This is a genomic window from Actinomadura nitritigenes, from assembly GCF_017573545.1.
GTDB lineage: Bacteria > Actinomycetota > Actinomycetes > Streptosporangiales > Streptosporangiaceae > Spirillospora > Spirillospora nitritigenes.
Window position 1 is genome coordinate 80,888 of record NZ_JAGEOK010000034.1, and the last position, 19,422, is coordinate 100,309.

The 19,422-nt window shown below is 68.4% G+C and carries 19 protein-coding genes; 10 read left to right on the plus strand and 9 right to left on the minus strand.

The features are described 5' to 3' along the window. Window positions 1–248: 248 nt before the first annotated feature. The 4 genes from J4557_RS39130 to J4557_RS39145 all read left to right on the plus strand — a co-directional run bounded on the left by J4557_RS39130 (window position 249) and on the right by J4557_RS39145 (window position 5,523). Window positions 249–1,184, plus strand: a complete 936-nt coding sequence (locus J4557_RS39130) for a PDDEXK family nuclease (RefSeq protein WP_208271865.1) — start codon at window positions 249–251, stop codon at window positions 1,182–1,184. 472 nt (window positions 1,185–1,656) lie between these two features. After that, window positions 1,657–2,037: a flavin reductase family protein gene (locus tag J4557_RS39135; RefSeq protein WP_208271866.1), complete on the plus strand. Its 381-nt coding sequence runs from the start codon at window positions 1,657–1,659 to the stop codon at window positions 2,035–2,037. Window positions 2,038–2,959: 922 nt separating this feature from the next. Beyond that, window positions 2,960–3,421 carry a hypothetical protein gene (locus J4557_RS39140; RefSeq protein WP_208271867.1) on the plus strand — a complete coding sequence of 154 codons (462 nt, stop codon included), beginning with the start codon at window positions 2,960–2,962 and terminating at the stop codon, window positions 3,419–3,421. A 29-nt stretch (window positions 3,422–3,450) separates the two neighbouring features. After that, window positions 3,451–5,523 (plus strand): serine/threonine-protein kinase, encoded by a 2,073-nt coding sequence (locus J4557_RS39145; RefSeq protein WP_208271868.1) that lies wholly within the window; start codon window positions 3,451–3,453, stop codon window positions 5,521–5,523. 116 nt (window positions 5,524–5,639) lie between these two features. Here the strand turns inward: J4557_RS39145 and J4557_RS39150 are convergent, their stop codons facing one another. The 4 genes from J4557_RS39150 to J4557_RS39165 all read right to left on the minus strand — a co-directional run bounded on the left by J4557_RS39150 (window position 5,640) and on the right by J4557_RS39165 (window position 8,277). Further along, window positions 5,640–6,287 (minus strand): integrase core domain-containing protein, encoded by a 648-nt coding sequence (locus tag J4557_RS39150; RefSeq protein WP_208271869.1) that lies wholly within the window; start codon window positions 6,285–6,287, stop codon window positions 5,640–5,642. Continuing rightward, window positions 6,256–6,789: a hypothetical protein gene (locus J4557_RS39155; protein WP_208271870.1), complete on the minus strand. Its 534-nt coding sequence runs from the start codon at window positions 6,787–6,789 to the stop codon at window positions 6,256–6,258. The genes J4557_RS39150 and J4557_RS39155 overlap by 32 nt, the downstream gene beginning before the upstream one ends. Before the next feature lie 216 nt (window positions 6,790–7,005). Further along, complete coding sequence (locus J4557_RS39160; protein ID WP_208271871.1) at window positions 7,006–7,272, minus strand: hypothetical protein; 267 nt, start codon at window positions 7,270–7,272, stop codon at window positions 7,006–7,008. A gap of 252 nt (window positions 7,273–7,524) precedes the next feature. Then, a complete protein-coding gene (locus J4557_RS39165; protein WP_208271872.1) occupies window positions 7,525–8,277 on the minus strand; it encodes a DeoR/GlpR family DNA-binding transcription regulator in 753 nt (250 codons plus the stop codon). Between the two features lie 281 nt (window positions 8,278–8,558). On the opposite strand from J4557_RS39165, the gene J4557_RS39170 reads away from it, so the two are divergent. After that, window positions 8,559–9,683 (plus strand): glycoside hydrolase family 76 protein, encoded by a 1,125-nt coding sequence (locus tag J4557_RS39170; protein ID WP_208271873.1) that lies wholly within the window; start codon window positions 8,559–8,561, stop codon window positions 9,681–9,683. Window positions 9,684–9,774: 91 nt separating this feature from the next. On the opposite strand, the gene J4557_RS39175 is transcribed toward J4557_RS39170, so the two are convergent. Further along, a complete protein-coding gene (locus J4557_RS39175; RefSeq protein WP_208271874.1) occupies window positions 9,775–9,921 on the minus strand; it encodes a hypothetical protein in 147 nt (48 codons plus the stop codon). Window positions 9,922–10,578: 657 nt separating this feature from the next. Between J4557_RS39175 and J4557_RS39180 the strand changes: the two genes are divergently transcribed. The 4 genes from J4557_RS39180 to J4557_RS39195 all read left to right on the plus strand — a co-directional run bounded on the left by J4557_RS39180 (window position 10,579) and on the right by J4557_RS39195 (window position 12,395). Continuing rightward, on the plus strand, window positions 10,579–10,794 hold the full coding sequence (locus J4557_RS39180; RefSeq protein WP_208271875.1) for a hypothetical protein: 216 nt from the start codon (window positions 10,579–10,581) through the stop codon (window positions 10,792–10,794). Next, on the plus strand, window positions 10,791–11,153 hold the full coding sequence (locus J4557_RS39185) for a NucA/NucB deoxyribonuclease domain-containing protein (RefSeq protein WP_208271876.1): 363 nt from the start codon (window positions 10,791–10,793) through the stop codon (window positions 11,151–11,153). The genes J4557_RS39180 and J4557_RS39185 overlap by 4 nt, the downstream gene beginning before the upstream one ends. Before the next feature lie 116 nt (window positions 11,154–11,269). Beyond that, complete coding sequence (locus J4557_RS39190) at window positions 11,270–11,515, plus strand: hypothetical protein (RefSeq protein ID WP_208271877.1); 246 nt, start codon at window positions 11,270–11,272, stop codon at window positions 11,513–11,515. A gap of 118 nt (window positions 11,516–11,633) precedes the next feature. Continuing rightward, window positions 11,634–12,395, plus strand: a complete 762-nt coding sequence (locus J4557_RS39195) for a hypothetical protein (protein ID WP_208271878.1) — start codon at window positions 11,634–11,636, stop codon at window positions 12,393–12,395. 554 nt (window positions 12,396–12,949) lie between these two features. Here J4557_RS39195 and J4557_RS39200 read toward each other — a convergent pair. The 4 genes from J4557_RS39200 to J4557_RS39215 form a co-directional block, all read right to left on the minus strand. Next, complete coding sequence (locus J4557_RS39200) at window positions 12,950–14,200, minus strand: alpha/beta fold hydrolase (protein WP_208271879.1); 1,251 nt, start codon at window positions 14,198–14,200, stop codon at window positions 12,950–12,952. Window positions 14,201–14,256: 56 nt separating this feature from the next. Further along, window positions 14,257–15,282: an aldo/keto reductase gene (locus J4557_RS39205; protein ID WP_208271880.1), complete on the minus strand. Its 1,026-nt coding sequence runs from the start codon at window positions 15,280–15,282 to the stop codon at window positions 14,257–14,259. Next, a complete protein-coding gene (locus J4557_RS39210; protein WP_208271881.1) occupies window positions 15,282–16,172 on the minus strand; it encodes an alpha/beta hydrolase in 891 nt (296 codons plus the stop codon). The genes J4557_RS39205 and J4557_RS39210 overlap by 1 nt, the downstream gene beginning before the upstream one ends. Window positions 16,173–16,430: 258 nt before the next feature. Beyond that, window positions 16,431–17,036: a response regulator transcription factor gene (locus J4557_RS39215; protein WP_208271882.1), complete on the minus strand. Its 606-nt coding sequence runs from the start codon at window positions 17,034–17,036 to the stop codon at window positions 16,431–16,433. Window positions 17,037–17,254: 218 nt separating this feature from the next. Here J4557_RS39215 and J4557_RS39220 point away from each other — a divergent pair, with 218 nt between their 5' ends. Further along, window positions 17,255–19,198 (plus strand): sensor histidine kinase, encoded by a 1,944-nt coding sequence (locus J4557_RS39220; RefSeq protein WP_208271883.1) that lies wholly within the window; start codon window positions 17,255–17,257, stop codon window positions 19,196–19,198. The last annotated feature ends 224 nt before the right edge of the window (window positions 19,199–19,422 follow it).

Below are 19,422 nucleotides of genomic sequence, written 5' to 3' on the forward strand. Positions count from 1 at the left end.
TTCGTCCCCGCCGGGATATGAGAGGCGATGGGACGTCGCAACGGGCGGCGCGGCGACGACGTGGGGATCGTCGCTCGAACGGCTCCATGCCGGGTCCTGCTGAGGGACCCGGTCGCAAGCCGGTTCGGCAGCGGTGTTCGCTCATGAGGTCGTGAACCGCATTCGGATCGGCCTCCCACGGTGGAAACGGCTCCAGGTTTCGATGCGTATTCGGTGCGCGGTGAAATCTGAGGAGCGGAGTTGCCGCGGTGGTGGGGATCTGGCGTGAGACCGGCGGCGGTCTGGTGGCTTTGCGGCCCGAGCCGTTCGAGCGGGAACAGGTCCTGCACGACAGCATCGAGCACGGTGCGGCGATGCTCCCGCTCCCGGGCCAGCCGACGGTGGTGCTGCTGGGTCGGGAAGTGCAGCTGGGCAACGGCTATGCGGACCTGATCGCGATCGAGGCCGAGACCGGACGGCCCGTGGTGATCGAGGCCAAGCTCGCTTCCAACGCCGACCGCCGGCAGGTGCTCACGCAGACGCTCGGCTACGCCTCTTACCTGTTCGGGCTCTCTGCCGATGCCTTCGAGCGACTCTTGCGGCCTCAACCTGGCCAGGGGCGGTCACGCCTCGATCGCGGAGGCGGTCGTCGCCGAAGTCGGCGACGGCTCCGTGGACGCCGAGTCGTTCAACGCGCAGATGGCGCAGGCCCTGGAGGAGGGGGCGGTTCCGGTGCGTGGTGGTGCTGGACGCCGCTCCGGCGGATCGTCATCGACTGGGGCGTGCAGACCGCGGCATGGGCCGACGAGTACGGCCTCGACGAGGTGTACTTCACCGAGCACCACACGCTCGGCTTGTGGCGCATCGAGGGCAAGTACTGGAACGCCGACATGCCCGCGTTCGACGAGCATCTTTCCGGTCCCCGCCTCAAGCTCGTGCGAGACGGCGGGCCCGAATTCCTGATGACCGGCATGCAGCCGAACTCCCCGACGCTGGCCGAGGCCGGGCGGCGCGGCATCAGCCCGGTCAGCCAGGCCGTGCACGCCGACCTCGTGCGCATGCACGGGGACACCTACGCCACCGCGCCGTCGCGGGCCGACTGGCGCATCGTGCGCGACTGGTTCGTCGCCGACACCGACGAGGCCCGTGAACTGGCGTTGAACGGTTCGCTGGCGAAGATCGGCGCATACACATCGCGGTCCTGAAATCGATCGGGATCGCCGAGCTGCTGGCCGGTCCGAACGCCGGCGCCGAGACCCTCACGCCGGAGTGGTGGCTCGACGAGTTCGCACTCGTCGGCTCGCCCGAGACCGTCGTACGGAAGATCCGCGACCTCTATGAGCACGTCGGCGGCTTCGGGACGCTCATCGGCGCCTCGCACGCCAGAACCGACGCCAAGGCCTGGCGCCGTAGCTGGGAGCTGACAGGTTCGCAGGTCGCGCCGCTCGCAGCCGACCCGATCGGTGCCTGAGCTCGGAAAACGACTCGGGATCGGCGGGTGCCGACAGCGTCGGTACACGCGTTGCAGCGACCGAGATCGCTTGGAGGAACAGAGATGCCCCAGGAACAAGAGAACAACGCTCTCGACGGCAGAACCCTGAGAAACGCCTTCGGGAAGTTCCCGACGGGGTGGTCGCGGTATGGTGCGCTCGACGGCGACGAACCGGTCGGGATGACATGCCCGTATCCCTCGACCCGCCGCTGCTCAGCGTCTGCATCCAAAACGGCTCGAACACCTGGCCGCGGCTGCGCGAGTGCGGCGCCATGGGAGTCAGCGTGCTCAGCCGGGAACAGAAGGAGTACGTGCAGCGGCTGCCGTCGAAGGAGGGCGATCGCTTCTTGGGAGTCGGCATGCAGGCGCTGCCCTCCGGTGCCGTGGTGCTCGAGGAGACGCACGCCTGGTTCGACTGTGTGCTGGAAGCAGAGCACCCCGCCGGCGACCACACCATCGTCGTGCTCCGAATCCTCACGTTGCACGTCGAGAACGGGGCCGAGGGACCCGATGGTCTTCTTCAGCAGCGGCTTCCGCGGCATCCGCCATCACGGAGGCCGACCTGACTCCACCCACCAGTTCGACCTGCCGATCCCAGCCACCAAGAAGAGGTTCTGAGGTCCCAGCGGGAGGGCCCCGTCGCCCACTCGGGGGTGAATACGGCACCGGAGTCCCGTACGGCTTCCCAGATCGAGGCGCAGCTCCGCTAGGTCAGCAGATCAACCCGAGCGACCGAGTGGCCGACCAGGCCCCTGCCGGATGCTTGGAGGCAACCGGGGGAGTCTCGGGATCAGCCGGACTGGATGTCTCCGAAGCTCGCGGAGGGGTGACTGTCGGGCGGCCTGGAGGCGGATAGATGCGCCGCTGAGGCTGGCGGCGGACGAACCTGCTACTCACGGCGGGGCGTTGGCTCGTCGCTTGTGGCTGATGGTGCTGCGGCCCGGCCGCCGGCGTTGGTGGTCGATGGTGCTCCGGATCGGATGAGGATCACAGGGGAGCGGTGGGACCGGACGTGTGAACATCCGGTGGGCTGGAGCGGGCCGGGGCCGGTTCTTCTGGTCCTGTGTGAACCGGGTGAGTGCCGCCAGAGGCGGCTGGGTTCACTAACGAACGGCTAACAAGCGATCGAGAGGTCGGTCCTCCGTGCGGAGGAAACGGCCTCTGAGCTGGTACTTCTCTGTCGGGACGGCGGGATTTGAACCCACGACCCCTTGATCCCCAGGCGCGGAAGACCAGTCGATCAAGGTCGATGGGAGACGATCGGGAGCTTCTCACCTGCAGAAACACCCTGGGGGAGTCGCGGCGGGTCCGGGGGAGTCCACCAACGGTGACTCCCCAATTGGCTCCCCCGTAGCTCCCCTCAAATCTGCGGGGTGTTCCACGACGAATAAGATCGTCGTCGGCGGCGAAGGCCGCTGCAGGGTCAGTCGCCCGTGGTCCGTGCCGATGGAGTGGACTGCCAGGCGTTAGCGCCCGCCACCTGGATGGATGCGGATGCTGACGGGCGGCTCCCAGGAGCTCGACACCCTGCGGATTAAAAGTCCGAAACTGCCGTACCGGAGCGGCCTGCCCAGTGTCGGCCGGTGTCGATCCGTCCGCATCGAGCCCGATTCTCGTACCGCACGGTGCCGCCGCGTGCCGATCCGGTTCGGAACCGCCGAGCCGACACCGAGCGTGGGGAATCCGAGCTGGGGCTACCGGCGGGTGCACGGTGAGTTGCTGGTGCTCGGTGTCAAGGTCGCGGCCTCCACTATCTGGGAGATGCTCACCGATGCCGGTATCGATCCGGCACCTGACCGTTCCGCCACCGCGTGGGCCGGGTTCCTGCGTCCCCAGGCCGGTGGGCTGCTGACCAGCCGTGTTGTGCTCCCGCTGAACCGCTTCGCTGGAGACCGTCTCCGAACAAGGCACAGGTTTCAGGCGTCGACCTCTACGGTGGGCGCTGCCTAGGGCGTTAGAGCGGACGGTTCGGAGGCCGGGTGCGTGCGGGCGAGGAGTTGGTGGGCCGGTACCGGCTGGTGGAGTTGCTGGGCTGGGGGGCGATGGGTGAGGTGTGGCGCGCCACCGACCCGCATCTCGAGCGCGATGTCGCAGTGAAGACGATGCTGGCGAACTGGGCCGGCGAGGCCCAGCACGCTGCGATGGTCCGGTTCCGGCGCGAGGGCAGGGCCGCGGCACGGTTGAACCATCCGCACATCGCCGCGGTGCATGACGTCGGCGAGCACGCCGGGCAGCCGTTTCTGGTGCTGGAGTTGCTGCCCGGCCCGGACCTGGCCGGCCTCCTCGAGCGGCACCCGGGCGGGCTGCCGGTCGAGCAGGCGCTGGAGTACGGTGCTCAGGCGGCTGAGGGGCTGGCGGCCGCGCACGAGGCCGGGATCGTGCACCGGGACGTCAAGCCTTCCAACCTGGTACTGGACAGGCACGGCAAGGTGAAAGTCTGCGACTTCGGCATCGCGCGCCTGGAAGGTGCCACCGCCGGCCTGTCGGCCACCGGCCGCGGCTTCGGCACCCCGCACTACATGCCGCCCGAGCAGATCAACGGGGACCCCGTCACCCCTGCTGCCGACGTCTATTCCCTTGGGGCGACCCTGTTCCACCTGCTGACCGGACGGGTGGTGTTCACCGGCGACAACCTGATGGCCATCGTGGGGCAGCACCTGCACAAGCCACCCCCTGCTGCCAGTAGCCTCCGTCCGAGTCTCCCCGCGACGGTGGACACCTTCCTGGCCGCACTTCTCGCCAAGACCCCAGCCGACCGCCCGCGCACCAGCCGCGTTCCTCACCGCCTACGCGACCTGACCACCCGCTACGGCAAGGCGAGCACCTTGCTCGACGAGGCCGAGCACGCGGCCGACAGCATCACCGATCCCGAAGCCAAGGCGTGGGCGTTGCAGGGAGTGGCGGGGGCGATGGCGGCTGTTGACCCGGCCCGGTCTGGTGCGCTGCTCGATGAGTCCGCGCAGACCGCTCGCACCGTCACCGGCAGATTCGGGGGAGCAGAGAGGGCATTGCGGGGGGCGGCGAAGACGGCCGCTGCCGTCGACCACGCCCAGGCCGAACGGATTGCCCGCACTATCACCGATCCTCGCAGCCAAGCAGAGGCGTTGCTGGAGGTGGCGGCGGTGATAGCGGCTGTTGCCCCGGCCAGAGCCCGGTCGCTGCTCGCCGAGACCGAACAGATCGCCGGCACCCTCACCGACTCCGGCGCGCAGGGGGCTTTGCTGGGCTGGGCGGCGCTGGTGATGGTGGCCGTCGACTTGTCCGAGGCTGAGAGGATCACCCGTGCCATCACCGATGCTGCCATGCAGGCGCACACGTTAGGGGCGATAGCGGAAACGATGGCGGCCGAGGACCCGATCGAGGCCGAACGCATTGCCCGCACCATCACCGACCCCGACGAACAGGCGGAGGCTTTGGGACGGGTGGCGAAGACGGTGGCGGCCGTTGACCTGGCCCGGTCCCGTGCCCTGCTCGCCGAGGCCCAGCAGATCGCCCGCACCATCACCGACCCCAAAACGCAGGTATGGGTGTTGGCGGAGTTGGCGATGGCGGCGGCGGACGTCGACCCGGCCCGGTCCCGTGCCCTGCTCGCCGAGGCCGGCCAGATCGCAGATGCCGTCGGTCCGCACGCGAAGGGGGTGGTGGCGAGAGCGGTGGCGGCCCTTGATCCCGGTCAGGCCGAGGGCATCGCCCGTTCCATCACCGATCCCCACGCTCAGGCGTTTGCGTTGCGGCAGATGGCCGGGGTGATGGCCCCCGCCGATCCGGCCCGGGCTGAGAGGCTCGCCCATTCCATCGCCGACCTCCACCTGCAGGCGTGGGCGTTGCGGGAGGTCGCGGCCGAGACGGCGGCCGTTGACCGGGACGGGGCGCAGAGGATCGCCCGTTCCATCACCGACCCCCACTTCCAGGGTTGGGCGTTGCGGGAGGTGGCGGTACAGGTGGCGGCCGTCGACCCTGCCCAAGCCGAAGGCATCGCCCGCACCATCGCCGACCCGGCACACAAGGCAGTGGTCCTGTCGGCGATCGCTCGCGCGATCCTGACCACGTGACGTTCGGAAGCAGGCGTTTCAGGCGGTGACCGCTATGCGGATTCGCCGTGTGGGGCTTCAATATCTGGATTCTGGCTTTGACCTGGAGTTCCGTGTCGCTTCAGAGGTGGTGATCGCTATGCGGCGTTGCGGTATTCGTTGATCACACAGCCGAGGAGTCGTGTCTGGCGGATGGCGCTGTTGCTGCTGATGGGAGTCGGTTCGGGTGGGGGAGTAGGAGGTCGTTGTCCCAGGGAGCGATGCGGACGGTGACCATTGAAATGATCGGCGTAGATCCTGAGCACGGCTTCCAGATGGCGTCGGGAGAAGATCAGTAACCGGTCGGTGCACGCGCGGCGGGCGCTGCCGACCCACCGCTCGGCGAAGGCGTTTGCTCGTGGGCTTTGCGGTGGTGTCCGCAGGACGGTGATGCCGGCCGTTGCGAAGACGGCTTCGAAGGCGTCGGTGAGTTTGGTGTCCCGGTCGCGGACGAGAAAGCGGAAACGCTGAGCGCTCTGGTCCAGGTCCATCAGCAGGTTCCGGGCCTGCGGCGTCACCCAGGCGCCCGGCGGGTTGCGGGTGGCGCGCAGCACGTGGACCCGGCGGCGCAGCTGCAACACCCCAAGCTGATGACGTAACACCAGGATCTTGGCGTCCTTGGCCGTATCCCCACGGAGCCGAAGCAGCATCACGCCCAACGAGTTGCGCGTCAGGCCATACAACAGCGACCACACCATGGCGACCCAGCATTGCTCATGCCGAAAAACCACATCCATGCAGGTCATGCGGCATGCCGGTACTGGTTGAGGATTCCACCGAGACGTTGGTGTCTTCGTACGTGCAACTCTTCGATCTGGTCGGGGTCGGTGATCGGCGACGGCAGCGGAGTGTACGGGCGAGCGTTGGAAATGCCCCGGTGCGGCCGGTGCTCGTTGTAGAAGGTCTCGAACTCGCGCAGCGTGTGGAGCAGGTGGCGTTGGTTCCGATCAGGGTCCGGTCCAGCAGGTCGCGGCGGCAGGTCTGCACCCAACGTTCCATGATCGGGTTCATCCGTGGCATTCGCACCCCGGTGAGCATGATCTTGATGCCCGCGTCGGCCGGGACCGTGTCGAACAGTTCAGGGAACTTGCCGCCGCGGTCCCGGATCAACCACCGCGCCCGGCACCCGGCATCCTCCAGATCCATGACCAGGTTCCTTGCGGCCTGCGTCACCCACGCGGCCGTTGGATGGGCGGTCGCGCCGAGGACGCGGATCCGGCGGGTGCGGTGCTCGATCACGGCCAGCACGTACAGGCGGGTCCCAGCCAGGGTGACGGTCTCCAGGCCGTGGAGGCGCCGACCTTCACCCCGAGGACCAGCAACTCGCCGTGCACCCGCCTGTACCCCCGGGTTCGGGTTCTCATGAACCAGGCGCAGCACCAGCTTTCGGATGGAACGCACGGTCGGCGGCACGGCCCGGCCGTTTTCGGCCTGGACCGGGCAGCATGCCGGCGCCGGACAAGGTCACGGTGCCAACGCAACACCGCCTCCGGACGCACCAGCAACCGCATCCCGCGAAGCGCCTCGGGTGTCAGACGGTGCAGCCGCCGCCAGGAACGCCCGGCCGGGCCCGGTGAACCGCACCTTCTCTCCGCTCAGCTGACGTTCCAGTACCGCGAGCTGATGACGCAGCACCAGAATCTCGGTGTCTTTGTCCTGATCACTCATCGGAACCAGGCGCATCATCGCGAAGGTGTTCGGCGCCGTCAGGTAGGCCAGCCGCAACAGCACAGCCGACCATCATGGCGCGGTGAGCGCCTCCCGTACGGCCGTTCGCAGCTGAACGACCAGCAGCGCTGCACCCTTAATCGATCACCAGCCGCATGGGCTCTCACCTGCGTAGACGACATTTTCGGCACCCGCAGAGCTCCACGCCCTCATCGCGGCGACGTGGCACAACAGTCCCTCACCGACGACCGCCCGGTCCGGCTCCCGGAAAGCGACGTCTGAACGGCCGCAGTGGTTCAGCGGACGCCGAGCACCTCACACCTCCAGCACCTGCACTCCGGCATCCGCGAGAGCCGCCCCCGTGTCCGGATCGACCGGAGCGTTCGTGATGACCACGTCCAGGTCGGTGGCATCGCAGACCTTCGCCATGCCGGTGCCCGGGAACTTGCCGGCGTCGGCGACGAGGACCACCTGCCCGCTGGCTGCGATCATGGCTCGTTTGACCGGTACCTCGACCACCGTCGTGTCCATGACGGTTCCGGTCGGCCGTATCCCGCTGGTGCCGAGGACGAGCCGGTCCGCGTGGATCTGCCGCAGGTTGTCCTCCGTCAGGTAGCCCACCAGCGACCGGTAGTCACGGCGCAGCATGCCGCCGAGAACGACGAGTTGGACGTGCTGGTCGTCGGCCAGCGTCTCGACCACCGGGAGGCTGCTGGTGACGACCGTCAGCGCCCGGCCCCGCAGGTGCCGCGCCACCATGTGCGCGGTCGTGCCGATGTCGAGCAGCACGGTCTCGCCGTCCTGGATCAGCTCGGCGCAGCGCAGCGCGACGGCGTCCTTCTCGGCGGGCCGGACCTCGGCGACGTCCGTGAAGGGGTCGTCATGGCCCTCGACCGGCATCGCACCGCCGTGCACCCGTTTGAGCAGGCCCTCCTCGTCGAGCTTTTGCAGATCGCGGCGTATGGTCGCGAGGCTCGCCGCCAAGCGCTCGGCCAGCGTCTCCACCGTCACCGGCCCTTCGGAGCGCAGGACGCGGAGGATCAGCTCATGGCGTCGGTCCCGGAGCATGCGTCGACCGTACTCGCGCAAGACCGATCACCACCAGACATTCTCCATCACGCTCCTGCGCGTCGGCTCTCGTGGGCGCACGAGCCGACGCGCGCTCCCCACCTGCCCGCCGTCACGGCGAACCAATCGACGCCTCCGACAATTTCAATCAAGAGCGCTCACATGTGTGAACGATCCTGCCGACTCTTGCGCGTCTCGTCCCACCGGGGCACAATTCAGCGCACTGCCCGCCCGGGCGGAGGCCATGGGCCGGGACGCCTCGTTGCCATGGAGGGTGCGCGATGACCGGACTGAAGCGACGTACGGGAAAGGGTCTGGTCTCCCTCGTGACGGGCGCCGTGCTGGCGTTCGCCGTGGGCACGTCCGCCGCAAGCGCGGACGCGGGCGAGAACAGGACCGCGCGGGCCCGTGCCACATCGGCCGTCGACGCGATGATGGGGTTCTACGACCAGGCGAGCGGACGCTGGCAGCCCGAGAGCCCCTGGTGGCAGTCGGGCAACGCGCTCCAAGCGCTCCTCGACTACATGGCGCGGACCCGCTCGACCCGCTACCTGCCCCAGGTGAAGAACACCATCGAACTCCAGCGCAAGCCGCTGCCCTGGTGGCCGCAGGGCGGCGGCGAGTTCCGCGCGGACTCCACCGACGACACCGGCTGGTGGGCGCTGGCGATGGTCCGCATGTACGACCTGACCCGCGACACCAGGTACCTGAAGATCGCCGAGACCGACGAGGCGTACATGCGCCAGTACTGGGATGACACCTGCGGCGGCGGCATCTGGTGGGACCTGCCCGGGAAGACCTACAAGAACGCCATCAGCAACGAGCTCTACCTCAAACTGGCCGCCTCCCTGCACAACCGGATCCCGGGCGACACCGAGTACCTCGCCCACGCGCGCCAGACCTGGCGCTGGTTCGCCCGCAGCGGGATGATCAACGGATCCCACCTGGTCAACGACGGCCTGGCGACGCAGAGCGGAAACTGCGGCAACAACGGCGGCACCACCTGGACGTACAACCAGGGCGTGATCCTGGGCGGCCTGACGGAGTTGCACCGCGCCACCGGCGACCCGTCCCTGCTCGCCACCGCCCGGCGGATCGCCGACGCCGTGACCACCGACCCGGGCCTGTCACCGCGCGGAATCCTCACCGAACCCTGCGAGGCCGCCGCCACGTGCAACTCCGACCAGGCGGCGTTCAAGGGCATCTTCGCGCGGAACCTCGCCGAACTCGACCGCGCGCTCCCCGGCCACCCGTACCGGAACTACCTGACGACCCAGGCCCGCTCCGCCTTCACCTACGACCGGAACAACGCCGACCAGTACGGCCTGCGCTGGACGGGCCCGTTCGACCAGGCCGACATCGCCCGCCAGGAGTCCGCCGTAAGCCTGCTCACCGCCGTCCTGTAACCACTGAGCGAACGGGACTCGCCCGCCGACGACGACGTCGCCACATCCGCCACGCCATGTGAACACCGGCCGGCGGATGCGGCGATGGCGTTCAGGTGCCCGCGCTGGTCAGCAGCCCGTCGATGAGCTGTGCAAAGGTCTCGCGATGGGCGCGACGGTGTCCACGGTCGGCCAGGTACTGCATGGTCATGCCGTCGATGATCACGACGAACCCGCGCGCGAGCGATAGCGGGGTCATGCGCTTGCAGGAGCTCGGAGAGCAACGAGTGACTGCCACGCCTCTGGATTCAGTAGTTTCTCGATGACACAGTGTGCTCACACCCCGTTACTTCAATCTCGAAGGGGTTCGATGCACAGCTCCCTGTCCGCAAGATCTGGGCGGGTACGCCGGACGATCGCGCTGCTCGGGCTGGTCACGCTGACGCTCGGCGTGCTTGCTCCCGTAGCTTCGGCGGTCCCGCCGCGCCGCGCGGCGCCCTCCGCCGACGTCGCCTCCACCGGCCTCCGCCGCACGTCTCCCTCGCCCGGTCCCAACCGGGCGACCGGCCCAGGCGGGCACACCCGCCAGGCCACGGCCGTCTGGGACGCGCCTACCCCAACCCGAGGCCATGCGCAGGCCCGAGGTCCTGCGCAGTCCGCGGCTGCCTGCGCGGATGACGCGGTTCACCGACTGTGAGACTCGGACCGGCCGGGTGCTGTGGCTGGTCGACGGCGTACCGCAGGGTGAAGCCGACTACCGCTCCACGCTGGAGCTGACCAACAAGGCCAACTCCGCGGCGTTCACCGTGAAGTTGACCCTCCAGGTCCATCCTCAAGCCTGCCCGCGGGGTCGGGGGCAGACTTCGAGCCCGACTGCGACCACCCCTGCGCCACCAACAGCCCCCTGTCGGGTTCGATGGCCGCCGGCGCCAGCTACAGGGGCACCTTCTCCTGCACCGACACCACCACCTCCCACCACGAACCGCAGCTGACCGTCACCATCACCCCGCGCATCCCCGAAGCCGACACGGTCGAGCCGGGACGCGGCGTCCTGCAGATCAGGGTCCGCTGCGACGACGAGTTCGAGGGCCTGCTGGCCGGCTGCGTCAACCCGCCTATATCTCGACCATGACGACGATGACCCAGCTGCCCGACATCGCCAACAACATCCGTGGCATTCAGGCCCGCGGCGGCTACGGCGTGCCAGGCAAACCGGCCTTCGCGCTGCATCGCGAAGCCGACCCGGCCGAGCAACGCGAAACCCGCGAGGAAGCCTTCAACATCCGGGCCACCGGACCCCGCCCGGCCGGCAAGTCCTGCGACGAGTACCCCTTCGCCTCCACCAAGGAAGGCGGCAACGCCCTGCCCGCCCTCTACCACGGCTGGGCCTTCGTCCCCGCCGACCAGCAGAACCGCCAAGCAGGCTTTGTCGCCGGCTTCTACAAACAGAACCGCGTCATCGACAACGACCCCTTCCACGTCCGAGTCTAGCCCGTGGCAAGTCCAGGCATCGGCGCCGGCGCCGGCCAATGACCGCACCTGATGGATCTCCCGTCGCTCGCTCGCAGGGCGCGGCGGCGGGAGACCGTCCAGGCAGGAACGTGGATATGAAGGCACCCCAGGAGCCCCCGCGCCTGGTGACGCTACCGGTCAGCGACTGGCTACAGGTCGACGCGGTGCTCGACAACGAGGTCTCTCTTGAAACCGGCGACGATCAGGCCGCCGAGCTGATCCTGCGCATCCGTGAGACCGGATGGGCGCAACTGCCCGACTGGCCCACCGAGCCCTGCCTGCCGAAAATTACGTCCGTGCAGGTGAGACCTGCAGGGCGTGGGTTCTGGTGCGGGGCTTGATCGGTTCGCAGCGACGGGGCGTGGCGAGGCGGTCATAGCGAGATGATGAGCGGCTGTGCTGTCGCGATTGGCCTACTTGACCGTGCCGAACACCTTCGCGGCCCTCCGACCTCTCCCGATGACCGATCGGGACAAGAACGCCGAGATCTTGGTGTTGCGGCATCAGATCGCCGTGCTGGAGCGCCGGCTGGCCGGGAAGAGGATGCGGTTCACTGCGGCGGACCGGGCGCTTCTGGCGGCGTTGCTGCACCGGTTGCCTCTCGTGGCGTTGCGGCGGATGCGGCTGTTGGTACGGCCGGACACGGTCTTGCGCTGGCACCGCGACCTGGTCGCGGGCCAGCACGCCGCCCGATCCAAACCCAACCGGCCGGGTCGCCCACCGACCGTCCGTTCCATCCGCACGCTGGTACTTCGGCTGGTGCGGGAGAACCCGGGCCGGGGCTACCGGCGGGTGCACGGCGAGTTGCTGGTGCTCGGCGTCAAGTTGGCTGCCTCTACCGTCGGGGAGATCCTCAAGGACGCCGGCGTCGATCCGGCTCCTGAGCGTTCCACCACGACCTGGGCCGGTTTCCTGCGCTCCCAGGCCAAGGTGCTGCTGGCGTGTGACTTCCTGGAGACCGTGACCCTCACCGGCGCCCGCATGTACGTGCTGGCGGTCATCGAACATCACACCCGCCGCGACCAGCGGCACCTGCTCCACGCCCTCCGTGAGTTCGAGACCTTCTACAACCAGCATCGGCCTCACCAGAGCATCGCCAACGCACGCCCGTTGAAGCCGCTGCCTCCACCGATCACCGAACCAGACCAGATCGCCCACCTGAACATCCGAAGAAGACAACGGCTGGGCGGAATCCTCAATGAGTACGAACATGCCGCTTGACCTGCACGAATGAAGTTTTCGGCAGGGACAGGGTCGAGACCAACCTCGTTGGATATTCGGTCGTTGCTACCGGGCCCTACGAAGAGTGACGGCCGCCGCGGCGCCGCACGACGATCACTCTCATCAAGATCCAGCCGCAGCGCCCTCCGGACTGCACTCGGCGCAGTCGGTCACACCGTGCGCACGACACAAATCCAGCCACGATCAGCCTGGCCGCAACCTCATGACACCGACCGACCCGGTCGGCCGACCAGTCTCGGGATCGTAGGTCGGCACTGAAGCTTTCCCGCTGCACTGCCCCAACCCACTGCTGGCCAGCACCGGGGTGGGCCAGTGGGTGCGCGTGGTTGGACACCTTGCCCAACGCGCCGGAGGGCACCCCATGGGCACATCGAGCACCCGGGGCCCTTCGCCTGCTCCCCGCGCACGCGGGGATGGTCCCGCGCGATGAGCGGCTGCGCTCTTGCGACTGGCCTACTTGACCGTGACCCACACGTTCGCGCTACTGGAAAGGCAGGTTCGGCACCCCGAGAGCCTCCACCACATGGTGGACTTCAGCGGGCGGCGAAGCGGGCGCCTACCCAGTCGAGGATGTCAGGCATCGCGCCGTCGTCGATGCCGGTCGCAGCGCCATAGGTGTCGTGCTCGAGGCCGTCGTAGACGCGGTAGGTGACCTCGGAGCCCACACGGCGGAGTCTGGCGGCGACCTCGGCGTTGACCGATGCGGGAGTGACGGTGTCCGCGCCGCCCTGCAGGAACAGCACCGGGCCCGCGACGCGCTGCTGGCCGAGGCTGTTGTCACGCAGGTATCGGGTGAACTGCGGGTCGCTGTAGTAGCCCGGCTGGACCAGCGTCAACTTGGTCAGATCTCCGTACACCGCGGTGACCACGCCCAGGCAGCCTCCCCGGACGGCGTCCAGGCGGGCCAGGGCCAGGGGAGTCAGCAGATGTCCGACGTCGATCTTCGGGTTGCTGTTTGCGGCGCCCTGGGCGAGCAGCGGGGCGAACCCGCCGTACGGGACGGTCGTGGCGACGTGGGCGGCCAGCGTAGGCAGGTCGGCTGCGGGCGAGGTGACGACTGCGCCCCGGTAGCCCGGCTCCGGGCGCTTCAGTTGGCGTTCGGCAAAGCCGAGTGCGGCACCGCCGCCCTGAGAGTGTCCCCAAAGCACCCAGTCGCCTGACAGACCGGGGACCGCCTGGCGCGCGGAGCGCACCGCCCCGGCGATGTCCTCGGCCTCGGCGGTCTTGTTCACCAGTTCCGGCCGGCCGGTTGTTCCTAGGCCCGCGTAGTCCGGGGCGACGACCACGTACCCCTGCTCCAGGAATCGGAGGATCTGATCGCCGTGGTACAGGTCGCGCATCAGCGATGGTGCGCAGTCGACCCCGATTCCACTCGCGCCATGCGCATCCACGACCACGTGCCAACCGCCCGCCGGGCGCGGGCGGTCCTGCGGCACCAGGGCGACGCCGGAGACCGCCACGTCCCGGCCCCGAGAGGTACGGGAGTGGTAGAGCACGCGGACGGCCTTGACCGGCTTGTTCGCCACAAAGTAGTCGGAGGTGGTCTCCGCGCGGATCAGGGCTCCGACCGGAGCCCATGGCAGCGGGCTGGGCGCATCGTAGAAGGGGGTGCGGGGTAGGGAATTCTGCCGCTGCGCGGTCCAGGCCCAGTCGATCTGGCAGGCCTGGTCGCAGTCGTCGGCATGCGCGCCGGCCGCAGGCACGGTGGTCAGAACGGCACCGACCGCGGCGGCTGCCGACAGCAGGTGGACTCTCGTCAGGAAGGCGTGACGCATGAACTTCATGTGGAGATTCCTCTTCATTGTCTCCGTCAGCGGACGGGACAGATGAGCGGTCAGGCTCATCCGGCCCGGCGGCCGTCGACCTGCTTTCCGCTGGACCCATAGACGAAGTCGGCCGTGGTCTCCGCGATGAATTCCATCGGGAAGCCCAATTCGATCGCGCTGGCCTTGTCCAATCGGGCCACCGCGTCTTCGGGCAGTTCCAAGTCGATCGCGGCGAGATTGTCGGTCAGCTGGCCAAGGTTGCGGGCGCCGAGGATCGGGTGGATCGAGGGCCGGCGTGCCCGCGTCCAGGCGATGGCGACCTGCGAAGAGGACGCACCGATTTCGTCCGCCACGGCGTCCACCGTGCGCGCGATGGTCAGGTCGTGTTCGGAGACGGTGGAGCGGTCGACCCGGGAGGGGCCGTCGGTGCCGGACCGCGTGAACTTGCCGGACAGGACGCCGGCGCCAAGCGGCGACCACGCGGCCACCGACAGTTCCAGAGCCGCGGCCATGGGCAGCAGTTCCCGTTCGATGTCGCGCTGGATGAGGCTATAGGGCAGTTGGAGACCGGCGAACTGCGTCCACCCACGGAACTCTGCGATGGTGTTGGCGCGAGCGACCAGCCAGGCGGGCGCGTCGGAGATCCCGACGTACAGCACCTTGCCCGCCCGCACGAGATCGTCGAGGGCCCGCATGGTCTCCTCGATGGGAGTGTTGGGGTCCCAGGTGTGCACCCACAGCAGGTCGATATGGTCGGTGTCCAACCTTTGCAGGCTGGCCTCCACCGAACGGACCAGGTTCTTACGGTGGTTGCCGCTCGCGTTGGGGTCGGTGCCGTCCATGGTCAGCGTGTACTTCGTGGAGAGAACGAAGCGGTCGCGGTCGGCGCCGAGCAGGTCTCCGACGATCCGCTCACTGCTGCCCTCGGTGTACCGGTTGGCCGTGTCGATCACGTTCCCGCCCGCCTCCGCATAGGCGGTGAACATCTTGCGACACTCCTCGACGGAGGCGCCCCACCCCCAGTCCTTCCCGAAGGTCATGGTGCCCAGGAAGGCTTCGGACACCCGTAGCCCGGTGCGACCGAGCAGCCGGTATCGCATCACATGCTCCTGTCGAAGAAGGAGACGGCCCGGTCGATGGCCGGCAGTACGTAGCCGTCGTCGTCGTACAACTCGATGTGGTTGCCGGTGTCGAGCAGCAGGAGTTCCTTGGGTTCGGGCGCTGCCGCGAAGGCGGCCTCAGCGTCGGTCACGGGAATGGCCTGGTCACCGCTTCCGTGCACGATCAGCAGGGGAGCGGTGACGAGCGGCAGGAAGGAGTCGACGTCCAGCGTCAGCTCTTGGAGCACCGAAAGCGCGGTGCAGCGGTTCCGCCAACCGGGGCGGGCGCCCCGCTCCGTCCCGTAGTACTCGAACGGTTCCGGGCCCGGGTTCCCCGCGGGCATGCCCGCGGGGTTGACCGCGGGCCAGTACTCGATCTCGCCGGTGGTGAACTCCCGCTGCGCTATCTGCGCGAACTGGGTCATCAGCGCCGCGAAGTTCGCTGCGCCGAACCGATCACGGATCAGCACGGGGCTGTTGTAGGCAGCCGCGATCAGGGCCACGGCTTTGACCCGGGGATCGAACGCGGCGAGTTGCACTGAGTAGATCCCTCCGAGGCACACCCCGCACAGCGCGACCTTCTCAGCGTCGACCTCAGGTCGGGCCGCCAGGAAGCTCACCGCGTTGCGCAGGTCGGACACCTTCGCGGACGCGTCCTCGTGCTGGCGCGGTTCGCCCTCGCTGCCGCCCCAGTTGCGGTGGTCGAAGGCCAGGGCGACGTATCCGCGCTGCGCGAACCGCTCCGCGTAGTAGCCGGTGACCTGTTCCTTCACCCCGGCGAACGGGCCGGTCAGCACCACCGCGCCGCGCCCGGTCCCGGCATCGGGCAGGTGGAGGTCACCCACCAGCCGGTACCCGTCGCCACTGAACTCGACCTTCTCAATCGGCATGACGAAATCCCCTTGTGCTCGTGGCAGGTCGGCGTTGCCCTCGTCCTCGACGCTTCTGGCCGCACCGTGCGCAAAAACGCCACCGGGCTTGCTGCCGCGGCTATGCAGTTGTTGCCGCTGCGGAGAAGCTTTTCAAGCACGACATGTCGCTCGATAGCGCGTGCATCATCTGTTGGGATGTGAATTTTTCATACGGATCACCGGACGTGCGTGGGCACGCTCAGCGGCGACCACCTGCTGGAGGCGTCCCTTCCGGGCTCAGATCCAGCCGGCCTCGCTCGCGATCCTGATGGCGTCGACGCGGTTCCGGGCGTCCAGTTTCATCACCGTCGACGTCAGGTAATTGCGGACGGTCCCCGGTGTGAGGAAGAGGTGTTCGGCGATCTCAACAGGGGAGGCACCCGAGGCCGACATGCGGAGCACCATCGTCTCCCGCTGCGACAGGGGGCTTGCCGGCGCCTCCAGCGCCGCGGCCGTGAGCGCCGGGTCCAGTACCCGGCCGCCTGAGGCGACGATCCTGATCGCACCGGCCAGCTCGGCTGGCCGTACATCCTTGGGCAGGAACCCTGCCACCTGAGCGGTGAGCGCCCGGCGGAGGTGGCCCGGCCGGTTCAGACCCGTCAGGATCAGCACGCGGCACCCGGGCAGCCGCTCGCGGAGCCCTTCAGCGGCTGCCAGGCCGTCCACCTCGGGCAGGTCGATGTCGAGCACGGCCACGTCAGGACGGACTTCCAGTGCGGTCGGCACGATGAGCGCGCCCGAGGCGAGCTCCGCGACCACCTGGAGGTCGGCTTCCAATGAGAGCAGTTCCACCAGCGCCGAACGCAGCAGCGCCACGTCCTCGGCAAGCAGAATCCTGATCACGCCGAACAGTATCTCGTCGTCTGGCCTCCCAGGGCGTCGGCGGTCATCCCCTCCGGTCGTCCTCGGCCTCGAGCGCGAGGAAGACGGCGCCGGGTGGCCCTTGAAGAGCTTCGAGCCAGGGAAGGAGCGGCGGCGAACCGCAGGTGGTGGTGGTGGGCTGCCGCCACTAACGTCGGTCTTGATCACATTTTGTGATGCCAGCGGCATGGGAGAGACGGGTGCTGGGGATCTCGGCTTCTGCGGCGGTGGAGGACGATCCGGTGGACGACGGGTCGAACGACGTTGGGGATTCGCAGATGCGGTTGGTGCGGTTGATGATGTGGACCGCACTCGGTTTGATCATGGCCAACCGACTGCTGGCCGCGCGGGAGCAGGGGCTGGCATGGTCGGTCGCGCTCGTCACCATGGCTCCCTACCCGCCGCTGGTGGCGCTGCTGGCCGGGCCGCGTCGCCGCCGGGTCCGAGGCGGCCTGCTGGTGGCCCTCGTGCTGCTGTACACGGTGCCGTTCGCCGTCGCGGGGATGCACTGGGACTGGCTGCCGTGGCCGCTGGCGGTCGCGGCGCTGTGCTCCTTCCGAGCGCGGGTGGCCTGGCCTCTGTTCGGGCTCGTGCTGGTCACCACGGACGTGGCCGGAATGTGGGCCGGCGACGACGCACTGTTGGCGATCACCAGGACGCAGAAGACCGCCAACGACGGCCTGATCATCTTCGGGCTGTACGCCCTGTCGGTGATGGTGGCCAGGCTGAATGCGGCACAGGGGGATCTGGCGCGGTTGGAGCTGCTACAGGAACGGCTGCGGCTCGGCGGAGAACTGGGCACGGTCGTCGGCGCGCGCTTGCGGGCCCTCTTGGAGCAGCTCGCGCAAGCCGTCGACGCCGAGCGGAAGGTCGTGCGGGACCGGCTCGGCGAGGCCATCGACACCGTCCGGCAGGTGCTGGCCGACATCCGCGCGACGGCCGCCGACTACCGCGTCTCGCCCTCTCTGCCGACGCCGATCGAATCGCCGAAGGTGGCGCGCCTCACCCTCGCCGCGTTGTACATCTGTGACGCGTCTCTCCAGCTGACCGGGTCGGTGATGGTCTACCACCGGCCATGGACGCTGCTCCTGACGGTGCCGTTGGTGTGCGCGGCCGGAGCGGTCCTGCTGTTGATGAAGCCGTCAAGAAAGCAGATGGTCCTCCTCGGGCTGCTGCTGGGAGTCCCCGCCATGCCGTTCGGCTGGCTGCTCTGGGAGCTCAGCGGCATCAGCAACATGTGGCCCTTCCTTCTCGGCCTTGTGCTCACCCGCATGCGGCCACCGCGCTCCTTGTTGATCACTGGTGCGGCGGTGGCGCTGTACGTCACCTTCTTCTTCTACCCGCCGCCGCTGCCCAACCTCGAGGGGATGGCGGCGTATCTGGTATCGATGGCCATCCTCACATGGGTTTCCTACGGTCTGATCCGGCTGTCGAATCTCGTGGTGCTGCTGCACCAGGCCCAGCGGGACCTGGCCCGCGAGGCCCTCACCCGCGAGCGCACCCGTATCTCGCGTGACCTGCACGATCTGCTGTCCTTCAGCCTTTCGGCAGTGGCGCTCAGGGGAGAACTGTGCGAGCGGCTGCTGGAGACCGACCCCGCCCGCGCCCGCGCCGAACTGGCCGCGCTGCCCGGACTGGTCGAACGTGCACTGGCCGAACTGGACTCGGTGGCCCACGCCACCGTGGGGCTGTCCCTTGGCCAGGAGTTGACCGCGGCGTACGCCGTCCTGGAGGCCGCCGGCATACGAGCCGCCGTCACCGTCCAGACCGGCCCCCTGCCACCCGAGGTGGACACCGCGATCGCCGCGGTGCTGCGTGAGGCGGTCACCAATGTCGTACGACACAGCACCGCCCGCACCTGTCTCATCACGATCAACCCTGCAGGCCCGACGGTCCGACTGCGCGTCGTCAATGACGGAGCCGCCGAGCCCCCGACCGCAATTCCGAAATCAGGTCCCGGCGGATCGGGACTGACCGGCTTGGCCGAACGCACCGGGGGGCGACTCAAAGCCGGATCACAAGCAGGCGGTCGCTTCGAGCTGGTCGCCGAGTTCGCCACAGACCCTCGCGGAACCGGCGGTGGTGGCGTTCCGGCCTTGCGCCAGGTGCCGGGCTCGCCGCCGTCATGCGGTACTACGATCTGAACTAGATCGTCTCCGGCCATGCCCGGGCCGCATCGAGATCCTGGGTGCGGATCCGGCTGCCCCTATGTCTGCCGACGACCACGTCCGTGCAGGTGGGAAGTGCAGGGAGCGGGCTCTGGCGGTCGCAGGGACAGGCCGCGGTGAGGCGGTCGTCGCGAGATGATGAGCGGTTGTGCTGCTGCGACTGGCCTACTTGACGGTGACGAATGCGTTCGCGGTGCAGA

Coding starts and splice junctions, on each gene's coding strand:
- J4557_RS39135 (WP_208271866.1), top strand. CDS start 1,657: ATGCCCGTATCCCTCGACCCGCCGCTGCTCAGCGTCTGCATCCAAAAC.
- J4557_RS39185 (WP_208271876.1), top strand. CDS start 10,791: ATGACGACGATGACCCAGCTGCCCGACATCGCCAACAACATCCGTGGC.
- J4557_RS39190 (WP_208271877.1), top strand. CDS start 11,270: ATGAAGGCACCCCAGGAGCCCCCGCGCCTGGTGACGCTACCGGTCAGC.
- J4557_RS39175 (WP_208271874.1), bottom strand. CDS start 9,921: ATGACCCCGCTATCGCTCGCGCGCGGGTTCGTCGTGATCATCGACGGC.
- J4557_RS39200 (WP_208271879.1), bottom strand. CDS start 14,200: ATGAAGTTCATGCGTCACGCCTTCCTGACGAGAGTCCACCTGCTGTCG.
- J4557_RS39150 (WP_208271869.1), bottom strand. CDS start 6,287: ATGACCTGCATGGATGTGGTTTTTCGGCATGAGCAATGCTGGGTCGCC.
- J4557_RS39205 (WP_208271880.1), bottom strand. CDS start 15,282: ATGCGATACCGGCTGCTCGGTCGCACCGGGCTACGGGTGTCCGAAGCC.
- J4557_RS39210 (WP_208271881.1), bottom strand. CDS start 16,172: ATGCCGATTGAGAAGGTCGAGTTCAGTGGCGACGGGTACCGGCTGGTG.
- J4557_RS39140 (WP_208271867.1), top strand. CDS start 2,960: ATGCGGATGCTGACGGGCGGCTCCCAGGAGCTCGACACCCTGCGGATT.
- J4557_RS39180 (WP_208271875.1), top strand. CDS start 10,579: ATGGCCGCCGGCGCCAGCTACAGGGGCACCTTCTCCTGCACCGACACC.
- J4557_RS39195 (WP_208271878.1), top strand. CDS start 11,634: ATGACCGATCGGGACAAGAACGCCGAGATCTTGGTGTTGCGGCATCAG.
- J4557_RS39170 (WP_208271873.1), top strand. CDS start 8,559: ATGACCGGACTGAAGCGACGTACGGGAAAGGGTCTGGTCTCCCTCGTG.
- J4557_RS39165 (WP_208271872.1), bottom strand. CDS start 8,277: ATGCTCCGGGACCGACGCCATGAGCTGATCCTCCGCGTCCTGCGCTCC.